Raw genomic sequence first — 11,486 nt, forward strand, 5'->3', positions numbered from 1 at the left:
GTGCCGGGCACGCCGGGACCGCGCGGGTCAGGACTGGTTCTTCAGGAAGGACACCGCGTTCACACTGCCCGCGACCGCGATATCGACCTTGCCGTCGCGGTCGAAGTCGAGCAGCACCGGAGTCTGCGGCAGCGCGGTCACCTCCAGCTCGCCGCGTTTGGTCAGCGTGCCGTCACCGTTTCCGGAGAAGATCACCATGCGCGAATTCAGCACCGCCGACATGGCCGCGTCCAACCTGCCGTCCCGGTCGAAATCCGCCACCGCGATACTCGTCGGGCCCAGTCCCGACAGCCCGATGCGATTGGTTTTCTCGAACCCGCCGTTGCCATCGGACACGAGCAGCGTGGTGCTGAAGGAGAACGAATCCGCGGTCACCACATCATCGATGCCGTCACCGTCGAAATCCCCCGCTCGCACATCCTCGGTGATGAGTCCGCTGGTGCTGGAACCCTTCCTGTCGAATTTGCCGTCGCCCTTTCCGAGAAACACCTCCACTCGCTGCAGCACGGTGTTGTTGACCGCGATGTCGAGTTTGTTGTCCGCGTTGAACTTTCCCACCGCGAACGCTGTCGGCGCACCCGCGATCAGCGCCGAGCCGCCCTGGTTGAACGTGCCGTCGCCCTTGCCGAGCCAGACCTGCACCCCGGCCGGCACCAGGCTCAGCATGTCCAGCTTGCCGTCGCCGTTGGCGTCGGCCAGGATGACCTCCTGTTGCGCCCCTTCGACCGTCAGGTAGTTCTTGCCGGTCTTGAACGTGCCGTCACCGTTGTTCAGGAACACCGCCAGGTTCACCCACCCCTGCGCGACGACATCGATCTTGCCGTCGCCGTTGACATCGCCCGCGCCGATGGCGCCGTAGCCGATTCCGGGCTTGCCGACCCGGGTGCCCCTGTTGAATGTGCCGTCGCCCTTACCCGTCATGAGGATCGGGCCCTCACCCTGAAAATCGGCGGCGACGATGTCCGGAATTCCGTCACCGTTGAAATCACCGCCCATCATCCCGATCGCGGACGGCCCCGGCCCCCACGAGGGAAATGACCCGCCGGACGGCGAATCGACTTTGGGAGCGAAAGTTATGGAACCGGCCGCCACGGCCGTACTCGGCACTGCGAGTACAGCGACGGCAGCGGCGGCGAGCACAGCGAGACGGGTACCGAGAATTCGATTCTGCATACGTGTTCCTGAATCTGAGTGGCACCCACCGAATGGTGGTGACGACAAACTGTAAATGTCCGCCGATGAGAAACCTTGAATTTCAACGCAATTCAGCTCTTTGCCCGATGCGGCCGGACACCGTTGGTGCACAATCACCAACCCCCGGCTGTGAGCCTTCACAGGGATATCGAAAACCCTTCGTGAACCGCCCCGGTTCGCACTGTTGCCAACGCCATGGGACCGTCCGGCCGCACGATCCCGTCGCGCCCGGGCCACCGGCCGTGTCCGGTGACCGGTCTCGACAACCGGCCCCGCTGTCGCATATGCGAATATTTCGCGATGGCTGGTGGAACTGATTCGTGGCCGGTCGTCGACCTGCCCGACCTACTCGACGTCCTCGACCTCACCGAGGCGGGTCCCGGGCAGTTCCGCGCCCGCAACGTCGTCTCGACCCTGCCGACCACCCTGGGCAGCCAGACCCTGGCCCAGGCCGTGGTGGCCGCCGAGCGCACGGTGCCGCACATGGCGGTCCAGTCCCTGCACGGGGTGTTCCCGCGCGGCGGCTACGCCGATCGGGACGTAGACGTGCACGCCGAGGTCGTGCAATCGGGCCGGGCCCTGGCCACCGTCCAGGTGAGCTTCAGCCAGGACGGTCGTGAGCACGCCCGGGTGCTCGCCATGCTCAGCACCGAGGAACCCGACTTCCTGAGCCACGGCGCGCAGTTGCCCCGGGATGTGCCCGGCCCGGACGACTGCACCGAATTCCCCTGCGCCCTCCTGCCCTGGGAGGTCCGGACCCCGGGCGGCGCCGACGCTTTCGCCGCCGAACTCGCCGGGCCGCCGACCCTGGACGTCTGGATGCGCGCCCCCAAGGCGCCCGAGGCGCCCACCATCGGCCGCGCCCTGCTGGCGCACGGCACCGAGGGCTTCCTCGGCCCGGTGGCCACCCGCCCGTACCCGCAATCCGAGATCGCCCGCCGCGGCGGGCGCGGCACCGCCGCCATGCTCACCCAGACGGTCACCTACCACCGCCCCTTCACCATCGGGGAGTGGCTGCTGCTGCGCTGCGAGAGCACCTTCGCGGGCGGCGGCCGCATGTACGGCCAGTTGCAGGTCTACGCCCACACCGGCGAACTGGTCGCCTCGGTCACCGCCCAGGGCCTGATGCGCGGCGCGAGCTGATCCGCGCCCGCGGCTGCTCGACCGATCATCGGCTCCCGGCGGGGGCGGCGGGGGCGGCGGGGGCGGCGAGGTAGTCCGCCACCGCCCCGGTCGCGCGGCGTGCGCTGTCGGCGGCGGACTCCATGGTCGAGGGCAGCCCGGTGCGGGTCCAGTCGCCCGCCAGGAACAATCCTGGGATCGGCGTGACGTGTGGCAGGCGCAGCGATTCGAAGCCCGGCTGCGCCGAGAACGTGGCGGCGGGCTGGTGAATCACCTTGCTGCGCACCACCCGCGCCGACCGGGACTCGGGATAGTGCCGGTGCAGCGATTCGATTGCCGCGTCGATGAATTCGGCGTTGCGCTGATGAACGACGTTCCAGGAGGCGCTGACCGCCAGGGAGTAGCAGTGCTCGGCCGCATCCGCCGCACCGTGCATGCCGCCGGTGTCGAAGACCCATTCGATGGTCGTACCGCGCAGATTCTCCGCCAGCCGCCGCATCCGCAGCGGACGATCGAGCCAGAGGTACACGCTGGAGATGGGCGCAGCCTCGATCTTGCGCACCGGCGTGAAGAAATCATGCGCACCCAGCCCGCCGCGATCGAGCACCGTGGCCAGCGCCCACGGCGTCAGCGCCAATACCGCCGCGTCGCAATCGATCACCCGGCCGCCGGCCAGTTCCACCCCGTGCACGCGCCCGTCCCGCAGTACGACGTCGGCCAGCTTCGCGCCGGTGTGGATCTCCCCGCCGCGCGCCCGCAGATACCGCTCGGCCGGGGCGACGAACAACTCGTGCAGGCTGACGCGGGGCCAGATCGCGTCCCCCGCACGGGGATTCCCGGCGAGCGCCCGCCCGGAGATGAACCGCAACGCCTGCACGAAGGTGAAGGCCGAGACCCGGTCGGGCTGCTCGTTGAGCAGGCCGATGACGAATTGATCGAGGGTCAGCGCACGCAGCGACGCCGGCACCCCGATCGTGCGAAACCAGCGGTCGACCGTCAGTTCGTCGAGCCGCTCGTCCTGGCGGGCAACCGCGAGAGCCAGCCGCGCCCAGGTCCGCAGCGTGGCGGGCCGGTCGCGCAGGGGAATCGGCGGCCACGCCAGCCACGCGGGACCCACCACCCGCCTGGCCCACGAGGGCAGCCACGCCGGGCCCGAGCCGGTGCGCAGTTCGCCCGGACCGGTCCGGATCGCCAGCGGCGGTGCGTCCCAGCGCAATCCCTCGGCGCTGCCGATGGTCCGGACGTAGCTCAACAGCGCGTCGTAACACCCCGCGAACAGGTGCTGGCCGTTGTCCACCAGCCCCTCCACCCCGGGCACCTCGAACGAGAAGGTGCGCCCGCCCAGCCGGCCCGCCTTCTCCACCAGGGTGACTCGATGTCCGCGTTCGGCCAGCCACACCGCCGAGGCCAGCCCGGCCAGCCCGCCTCCGGCAACGACCACGTGCGCGGCGGCCGCACCCTCGGAATGATGAGAAAAAGAGCTACTCATCCTCTCATCGTAGGGACGGTGGCGCGCCGGCGCGTCGAAACCGCGGCATTCCAGCACAATTCGGCGGCGGCGACCGCTCGCGTTATCCCGCTTCCGCGACGCGAGCGATGTCGGCGAGGTCGGCCGCGATCATCTTCTTCGTCATGGACGCGGCCAGCGGCATGGTGACGCGTTCGAGGAGAGCGCGCAGCCGGCTCGGCCGCTGGGTCTCCCCCGAGAAGACGAAGGTGAGTTCGGATCCGGTACCGCGCGGCTCGACCGTGATCTCGGTGCGGTAGTCCACGCCCCGCGAATTGGCAACGACCACCGTGCGATTCGGCGGCGACACCTCGGCCACCTCCATCTCCTCGGCGGCCTCCTTACCGAACATCGCCCGGGTCTCGCGCCAGCGCGTGCCGACCCCGTATCCCTCCCCCGCGAGCCGCTCGACCTTACGGACGCCGGTGAGGGTGTCGGCGGCGTGGTCGAGGTCGGTCAACACCGCCCAGACCCGCTCGACGGGTGCGTTGATGGTGCGGGCGACGCTGATGACTGCCATGCGGGTCCTCCTCGGCTGGGTGGCCCGCAGTGTAGTGACCTGCACCGACAATGCCCGGCAGCCCGGTAACGCCGAGGCGTGTCCGCCGCGCCGCACGCGGAACGGACGTGGCGCGGGCCGGAATTCGCGGGGAGACTGGGTGCGTAGCGCCCCCTTCCTCTCTCCAGGAGCACATGCGATGGCAACCAACGGGCCTTTCGGGATCGATCCCGAGGATTTCGAACGCGCACTACGCGACGCCGGGATCAACCTCCAAGACCTCATCGGCAAGGCCGGTCAGTACATCGACCGCACCGGCGCCAACACCCTGGGCTCGCTGCTCGGCCAGTTCATCACGCCCGAACGCCCGCGGGCCGCCGAGCCGCGCGAGGAGACCACCGGCGAAACCGGCAGCGGCGTCTGGACCATCTACACCGTCGAGGACGGCGCGGCCCGAATCGACCAGGTCTTCCCGAGCGAACTCGAGGCCCTGCGCGCGCACCGCGACAACACCGACGAACGCCGCCGCGTCCGCTTCCTGCCCTACGGCGTCCCGGTGAGCGCCCTCGATCTGCCCTGACGCCGCGGCCCCACACCCGTAGGCAATTCAGCGGCGAAAGCGAGTTCTCGCCGCATTGTTCTTGCATCTGCAATTCCGGCCGAGCACGCCGGAATTAATTCATCGGTATCGATGTCTTGGTCGAGTTAACTTTCCGGAGTTAATAATCAATTCCGGATAGATACATACCGAACACGTGATGTTTTCCCACGTCTCCGACCTGGCGAATTTATTTCCGAATTCACCCACGGTGCCATGAGAACAGGTTATATTTCAGATCTCTTACGGTTACGGCTCGCAACCCGGGTCGTGCCATTGCTTCACAATATTGGAGATTGTCATGAGAACGACCGCATCCGTGTTGCTTCGTGCCGGCATCGTTACTCCGGTGGCGCTTGCCACTTTCTTCAGTTTCGCCGCTCCCGCGAATGCCGCACCGATCAGCGTGAACTGGAGCTGCCAGGGCACCATCTTCGGCATCGGGCAGACCTCGAGCATGGGCACCACCGTGACCGGGACCGCGCCGGCGTCGGCGACCTCCGGTTCGGCGGTGGCCATCACCCTCACGCCCGGGGCCTCCTCGGTGCCCAGTTCGGCGTCCGGATTCACGGTGACGAACATCAGCAATCTGAAGATGACCTTCCCGGTGCCCGCGAATTCGACGCTGGTCTCGGCGACCGCCTCCGGCGGCACCGTGGCCGGTTCGGTGTCCACCTCGGGCGGGAACGTGGTGCTGACCGTGCCCGGCCCGATCGCGGGCGGGTCCAGCTTCACCCCGCCGGCGGTGACCATCAACGTCACCGCGGGTTCGCCCGGAACGCCGATCACCAGCAAGTACGCCGGGACCAGCTACGGCAATCCCGGTATGACCATGACGACCAAGGTGGCGTTCGTCGGCAACGTGGCAACCGCGTGCTACCCGAATCCGTCCCCGACCCTCACCACCACGACCGTCAGCTGATCCCTGAGCCGACGGTGCAGCGTGACGGCCCGCATGCACGCTGCTGAGTGGTGGTGAGTGCCTGGACTGGGCTGCGATCAGCGGCCCAGTCCAGGCTCGCGCGTGCGACGTTCGCCCAATCCCGCCGCGCCGCCGCGGGTTTCGTGCCGCGGTGAATACTCCGATTCGGGTGTGCGATGCGGGCCTTCGGCACGGCAGACGTGTCGTACAGTGCAATGTCCGGCCCCCGTGGACGGTGACTCCTGTTGAGAGGTTTCATGTTTCGAGTGTTCGAGGATGGGAGCCCGTGCGTCCGATGTCAATTGATCCGGCGCCGATAGCGGTCGAGCTGCGCAAGGCGCTGGAGTTCTATCACGGCACCCTCGAGGATCTGGCCCGCGAATTGATCCGGCTGCTGGGTGTGAACGAAACCGATAGGCGGGCATTGGAAATCGTTCTGCTCGGCGATGCGAAAGCCACCACGCCCGGAATGCTCGCCGAGCGATTGGATCTCACCGCCGCGGGTGTGACGATCATGCTCAATCGGCTGGAAAAGCAGGGCTATATCGCCCGCTCGCTGCACCCCACCGATCGGCGGCGGGTAATCGTGGTGGCCACCGATCTGGCCACCCGGCGACTGCACGATCTGCTGTCGACGCTGGTCGACGACGGTTACCGGATGATGCTGAGCCGCTACGATCCCGCCGAACTGGAACTGATCGCGGGCTTTCTCACCCGGGTGAGCGAACTACAGCGCAGTCACCGGCAGCGACTGCGCGACATGGAACCTTACCCGCGGCCATAACGTATGCGGCAGCGCCTCGTTCGCCGTCCTCACACCCCCATGGCGGTGGTCTCCACGGCCAGCGCGGGGGTCTCCACGGCCGGCGCGGGGGTCGGCCGGGGCCGGGCGGGAACGGCCGGGCAGGGCCGCGGGGCGGCCACCTCCATCACCGCCTCGGTCACCGCCAGGCGAACACCGAGCCGGGGTGTGCGAGGCTGGGACGAGTCGCCGTGCAGGAGCAGGCGAATCGCGGACCAGGGCAGGTTGACACCGGCGAACGCCGTTTGGAACAGACCGGCCGAGGCGCGGGGATTGACCTCGAGCAGGACCGGTTCGCCGTGCAGGTAGCGCAGCTGCACATTGGACAGGTAGGGCAGTTCGAAACCGGTGATCAGGCGGCGGGCGATGTCCACCAGGGCCGGATCGTCGAGCAGGGTGCGGAAGCGGCCGTGCTTGGCGCGGGGAATGGCCACCAGCAGTTCACCGCCCGGACCGGACAGGCAGTCGATACTGACCTCGGGCGCGTCCAGATAGGGCATGACCATCAGTTCCGGCACCCGCTCGCCCTGTGCCGCGGCCACGCGCAGGGCCGCCGCGACCTGGTCGACCGAGGCCACCGGCTGCGGCGGCGCGAGCAGGCCCGCGATGCTCAGCGGGCGATCGTCGAGGATGCGGAAGCCGAACGCGGAGTACTCGCCGCTGGGTTTGATGCACAGCTTCTCACCGGCGGGCGCGAGTTCCCCGACCGCCCGGAACAGCTCGTCCGCATCGGACACCACCCGCCACGGCGGCACCGGAACCCCTGCCGCCCCGGCGATTTCGTAGGTGCGTGCCTTGTCCACCAGCGCCCGCACCGCCGCCGCGGGCGCGCACATCAGGCTGGTGCCCACCGCCGCGAAATCCGCGGCGCGATGCGCCAGCGCCTCCAGCCGCCGGGACGGTATGAGGACGTCGATCCCGTTCCTGAGACAGAAGTCGAGCGCGAACCGCGCGTACTCGTCGTTGTCGACCCAGCGGGGTTCGACGACCGGCACATCACACGCCAGCAGCGCGACGGCGCCCGGATCGACGTTGCCCGCGTAGATCATGACGTCGGCCTCGTCCGGGTTCTCGCGCAACAGCCGCATGATCTGCGCACTCACCGCGCCGGCACTGCTCAGCCAAATCCGAAGTGTTATGACGACGCTCCCGTCCCTGATTCCACACAACCAAGCGGTCAGAACCATCGCACCGAACCGGCGTCGGCGCATCTCGAGACGGCGGACCGCACTCGCGGCCGGGTGCGCCGCGCGGTGTCCGCGGCCGCGCGGGCCGACTCCGGTACCGACCGCAGGTTTGCGAATTCGACATCGACCCCGACCCATCCGCCGCACCCCCGGTGCCGAACCAACTCGCGGCGACGATCCAACAGGACACTTCGACCACTGCCGTTGCGCCCCACTACGAAAGGAGCACAGTGCCACGGTTCGATATGTCCTGGCGTTCCTTCATGCCGTCATCGAGCAGGCAGATCGGCCGCTCGAACGCCGTGCCGACGCCGCGACACGCGTGTAATCCGCAGCGGTGCGCGCGCTTCGGGCGCGGCAGAGAAACCCGATCGCCGCGCCGTCGTTAGTTCAGCTATCTTTTAGCTATCACAATCTTCGCGGACGCGCTGAACTTCGGGTCGCCGCAACCTCGTTCGCGACGGGCTCCTCGCGCCTCCCGGTGATCGGCCGAATACCTGCGAAGATGTCCTGCGCGCAGCGCACATCCCAGCCCGCTGCCGAGCGCCTTTTCGCAGGCCTGAATACCGTTCGTCCACTGTGGCTGAAGCTGATTCGAGAGGTCGAAGGTCGATGAGTTACCAACAACTACCGGGTTGCCCGACGACCCTGGCGGACATTCTGATGCGTCGTGCCGTCGAGCAACCCGGACGGATCGGCTACACGTTCATCGACGATCGCGGCAATCGCGAGGTCGAGGACTACACGCTGCTGCTGAATCGGGTGGCCGCCTTGGCCACCCGATTGCAGGCGGTCAGCGCGCCGGGCGATCGGATCCTGCTGCTGTGCCCGCCGGGACCCGGCATGGTGCATGCGTTCCTCGCGTGCCTGTTCACACGGCGTGTCGCCGTGCCGCTGTATGTGCCTACCTCGCAACGGCATTCCGACACCGTCGCCGCGATCGCGCGCGACAGCGGCGCGGTCGCGGTCATCGCGCCGCGGTCGGTCGGCGTGGTGGCGCGCGAGCTGCTGGGCTGGCCGGACGAGCGGATCATCGACAGTGCCCCCGCCACCGATGGCGGCGGACTGGATCTGCTCGACATAGCCCTGCCCGGTCCGGACGATGTGGCTCACCTGCAATACACCTCGGGCTCCACCGGAAGCCCCAAAGGCGTGGTGGTGCTGCACCGCAACATCATGACCAATCTCGACGTCCTGCGGCGCGTGCTCCAGCACGACGAGAACAGCACGGCCGTGCACTGGCTGCCGCCCTCGCACGATATGGGCTTGATCCTGGGAATCCTGGAACCACTGTTCACCGGATATCCCGTCACACTCATGTCACCGCTGGCGTTCCTGCGTCATCCTCTCATGTGGCTGCGGGAGATATCGCAGAAAGCGAATACCACCGCGGGCGGACCCAATCTGGCCTACGCGATCTGTGCCGAACGAGTTTCCCGCGAGGACATCGAACAGCTCGATCTCTCGGGCTGGGAAATCGCATTCATCGGCGCCGAACCGGTCAATCCCACCATATTGGGAACATTCGCCGACATCTTCGCCGCGAGCGGATTCCGGCGCGAAAGTTTCTTTCCCGGATACGGTCTCGCCGAGGCGACCCTGTACGTCGCCGGCGGTCCCGTCGGTGCGGGCGTGCGCACCACGTCGTTCGCGAGCCAGGAGCTGGAACAGGGCCGCGCGGTGCCGAACACGGGCGGGCGCGAGCTGGTCGGCTACGGACCGGTAGAGGCCGGAACAGCGGCGATGGTCGATCCGGACACCCTGCGGCGCGTGGAACCCGGTCGCGTCGGCGAGATCTGGCTGTGCGGCGAGAGCATCACCGCGGGCTACTGGAACAAGCCGGAGGAGACCGCGCGCGGGTTCGCGGCGGAAATCGACGGCGAGCCGGGCGAGCGGTATCTGCGCACCGGCGATCTCGGCTTCACCGTGGACGACAATCTCTTCATCTGCGGACGGCTCAAAGAAGTCATGATCATCAACGGGCGCAATCTCTTTCCGCAGGACATCGAATGGAGCATCGAATCCACGCATCCGGAATTGCGCCGCGGCGGCTGTGCCGCATTGTCGGTCGAGGCGGACGGCGAGGAACGGCTGGTCGTCATTCAGGAGCTCGATTCCGAATCCACCCATGACAATGCCGCCCTGGCGGAATCGATCAAATCAACGGTCAGCCGGGAACACGCCGTGGCGCTGTACCGGGTGCTCTTCGTCGACAAGGGCAAGGTCCTGAAAACCACCAGCGGCAAGATTCGCCGATCGCACCTACGCACCCTGTACGCCAACGAATTCGAATCGAGGGCCAATTGAGCGAGCCACGGGACGACGCGGACACCACGGATTTCTTCCTGGACTGGGCCAGAGCGCGCCTGGGCCTCGAATCGGTCGACCCGAGCACGCCGCTCACCGCCCTCGGCCTCGATTCGGTCAAGGCCGCGGAACTGCTGACGATCCTTGAGGACCGCTTCGGCATCGAGGTCTCGGCCGAGGACATCTACGGCGGCATGTGCGTGGCGGACCTGGCGGCGGCGGTCGCCGACCACGGCTCCCCCGCCGCCCAGGCGGTCGCCGCGGCGACCGGGCAGACCGGGCGGGCGCGGCAGCCCGGCGCGGGGATGGACCTCAGCCTGTTCTTCTTCGCCAGCGACGCGCAGCATCACGATTCGCAGCGCTACCGGCTACTGCTGGACAGCGCCCGCTTCGCCGACACGCACGGCTTCGCCGCGATCTGGCTGCCGGAGCGCCATTTCCACACCTTCGGCGGGCTGTACCCGAACCCGGCCGTGCTGGCCGCGGCACTGGCGGCGAGCACCCGGCGGATCCGAATCCGGGCGGGCAGCGTGGTTCTGCCGCTGCACCACCCGGTCCGGGTCGCCGAGGACTGGTCGGTGGTCGACAACCTCTCGGACGGCCGGGTCGACATCGCCTTCGCCACGGGCTGGAACGCCGACGATTTCGTGCTGGCCCCGGACAATTACGCCGACCGGGTCGCGTTCACGCGTTCGGGTATGGACACGGTCAAGCAGCTGTGGCGCGGTGAGCCGATCGAACTGCCGAACGGCGCGGGCGAATCCCGATCGGTGCGCATCTTCCCCGCGCCGATCCAGCCCGAACTCACCACCTGGCTGACCTGCAGCGGCGGGGTGGAGCGCTTCGAGATGGCGGGCGAGTCCGGCGCGAACGTGCTGACCGCCCTGCTGTTCCAGAGCGTGGACGAACTGGCGGACAAGATCACCGCCTATCGCAAGGCGCGCGCGAGCCACGGGCACGGCGCGGGCAAGGTCACCGTCATGCTGCACACCTTCGTCGGAGCCGACGAGGCCGCGGTGCGCCAGACCGTGCGGGACCCGTTCAAGACCTACCTCGCCGATTCGGTCGACCTGTGGCGCCGGGGCGCGGAAGCCCTGGACAAGCTGGACGACCGGTCGCGAAACAAGGTGCTGGACTTCGCTTTCGAACGGTACTACCGGGAGAGCGGACTGTTCGGCACCCCGGAGTCGGCGCTGCCCATGGTCGAGAGCCTGCATCGGGCGGGCGCCGACGAGATCGCCTGTCTCATCGATTTCGGGGTGCCCGTTCCGACGGTGCTCGACGGCCTGGAATCGCTGGCCACCCTGGCAAACAAAGCACGTTCTCTTTGAGTTTCGGATCTTCAGGA

At 67.8% G+C, this 11,486-nt stretch carries 11 protein-coding genes; 6 read left to right on the forward strand and 5 right to left on the reverse strand.

The features are described from left to right. Positions 1-27: 27 nt before the first annotated feature. Positions 28-996: a VCBS repeat-containing protein gene (locus tag ACFVBH_RS05830; RefSeq protein WP_354991017.1), complete on the reverse strand. Its 969-nt coding sequence runs from the start codon at positions 994-996 to the stop codon at positions 28-30. 498 nt (positions 997-1,494) lie between these two features. On the opposite strand from ACFVBH_RS05830, the gene ACFVBH_RS05835 reads away from it, so the two are divergent. Further along, positions 1,495-2,337 (forward strand): acyl-CoA thioesterase, encoded by an 843-nt coding sequence (locus ACFVBH_RS05835; protein WP_379000149.1) that lies wholly within the window; start codon positions 1,495-1,497, stop codon positions 2,335-2,337. 25 nt (positions 2,338-2,362) lie between these two features. On the opposite strand, the gene hpnE is transcribed toward ACFVBH_RS05835, so the two are convergent. Together hpnE and ACFVBH_RS05845 are read right to left on the reverse strand one after the other, a co-directional pair. Next, entirely contained in the window at positions 2,363-3,805 is a 1,443-nt protein-coding gene (gene hpnE / locus ACFVBH_RS05840; RefSeq protein WP_379000151.1) for a hydroxysqualene dehydroxylase HpnE, read from the reverse strand. 82 nt (positions 3,806-3,887) lie between these two features. Beyond that, complete coding sequence (locus tag ACFVBH_RS05845; RefSeq protein ID WP_354991014.1) at positions 3,888-4,343, reverse strand: SRPBCC family protein; 456 nt, start codon at positions 4,341-4,343, stop codon at positions 3,888-3,890. A gap of 178 nt (positions 4,344-4,521) precedes the next feature. On the opposite strand from ACFVBH_RS05845, the gene ACFVBH_RS05850 reads away from it, so the two are divergent. After that, positions 4,522-4,902 (forward strand): hypothetical protein, encoded by a 381-nt coding sequence (locus tag ACFVBH_RS05850; RefSeq protein ID WP_354991013.1) that lies wholly within the window; start codon positions 4,522-4,524, stop codon positions 4,900-4,902. A 267-nt stretch (positions 4,903-5,169) separates the two neighbouring features. On the opposite strand, the gene ACFVBH_RS05855 is transcribed toward ACFVBH_RS05850, so the two are convergent. Further along, positions 5,170-5,502, reverse strand: coding sequence for a hypothetical protein (locus ACFVBH_RS05855; RefSeq protein ID WP_354991012.1), 333 nt, complete (start codon positions 5,500-5,502; stop codon positions 5,170-5,172). On the opposite strand from ACFVBH_RS05855, the gene ACFVBH_RS05860 reads away from it, so the two are divergent. Together ACFVBH_RS05860 and ACFVBH_RS05865 are read left to right on the forward strand one after the other, a co-directional pair. Then, complete coding sequence (locus ACFVBH_RS05860; protein ID WP_354991011.1) at positions 5,492-5,842, forward strand: hypothetical protein; 351 nt, start codon at positions 5,492-5,494, stop codon at positions 5,840-5,842. The genes ACFVBH_RS05855 and ACFVBH_RS05860 overlap by 11 nt on opposite strands. Before the next feature lie 295 nt (positions 5,843-6,137). Then, positions 6,138-6,626: a MarR family transcriptional regulator gene (locus ACFVBH_RS05865; RefSeq protein ID WP_354991010.1), complete on the forward strand. Its 489-nt coding sequence runs from the start codon at positions 6,138-6,140 to the stop codon at positions 6,624-6,626. Between the two features lie 29 nt (positions 6,627-6,655). Here the strand turns inward: ACFVBH_RS05865 and ACFVBH_RS05870 are convergent, their stop codons facing one another. After that, positions 6,656-7,747 carry an ATP-grasp domain-containing protein gene (locus tag ACFVBH_RS05870; RefSeq protein WP_379000155.1) on the reverse strand — a complete coding sequence of 364 codons (1,092 nt, stop codon included), beginning with the start codon at positions 7,745-7,747 and terminating at the stop codon, positions 6,656-6,658. Between the two features lie 696 nt (positions 7,748-8,443). Between ACFVBH_RS05870 and ACFVBH_RS05875 the strand changes: the two genes are divergently transcribed. After that, positions 8,444-10,138 (forward strand): fatty acyl-AMP ligase, encoded by a 1,695-nt coding sequence (locus ACFVBH_RS05875; RefSeq protein WP_379000157.1) that lies wholly within the window; start codon positions 8,444-8,446, stop codon positions 10,136-10,138. Further along, complete coding sequence (locus tag ACFVBH_RS05880; RefSeq protein WP_379000159.1) at positions 10,135-11,469, forward strand: MupA/Atu3671 family FMN-dependent luciferase-like monooxygenase; 1,335 nt, start codon at positions 10,135-10,137, stop codon at positions 11,467-11,469. The genes ACFVBH_RS05875 and ACFVBH_RS05880 overlap by 4 nt, the downstream gene beginning before the upstream one ends. Positions 11,470-11,486 lie beyond the last annotated feature (17 nt).

It is taken from the genome of Nocardia sp. NPDC057668, from assembly GCF_042799795.1.
Taxonomy (GTDB): domain Bacteria; phylum Actinomycetota; class Actinomycetes; order Mycobacteriales; family Mycobacteriaceae; genus Nocardia.

Bases quoted from the DNA above. Each gene is read 5' to 3' on its own strand.
- ACFVBH_RS05830 (WP_354991017.1), bottom strand. From the start codon at position 996: ATGGGCGGTGATTTCAACGGTGACGGAATTCCGGACATCGTCGCCGCC.
- ACFVBH_RS05835 (WP_379000149.1), top strand. From the start codon at position 1,495: ATGGCTGGTGGAACTGATTCGTGGCCGGTCGTCGACCTGCCCGACCTA.
- hpnE (WP_379000151.1), bottom strand. From the start codon at position 3,805: ATGAGTAGCTCTTTTTCTCATCATTCCGAGGGTGCGGCCGCCGCGCAC.
- ACFVBH_RS05845 (WP_354991014.1), bottom strand. From the start codon at position 4,343: ATGGCAGTCATCAGCGTCGCCCGCACCATCAACGCACCCGTCGAGCGG.
- ACFVBH_RS05850 (WP_354991013.1), top strand. From the start codon at position 4,522: ATGGCAACCAACGGGCCTTTCGGGATCGATCCCGAGGATTTCGAACGC.
- ACFVBH_RS05855 (WP_354991012.1), bottom strand. From the start codon at position 5,502: ATGTTCGTCACCGTGAATCCGGACGCCGAACTGGGCACCGAGGAGGCC.
- ACFVBH_RS05865 (WP_354991010.1), top strand. From the start codon at position 6,138: ATGTCAATTGATCCGGCGCCGATAGCGGTCGAGCTGCGCAAGGCGCTG.
- ACFVBH_RS05875 (WP_379000157.1), top strand. From the start codon at position 8,444: ATGAGTTACCAACAACTACCGGGTTGCCCGACGACCCTGGCGGACATT.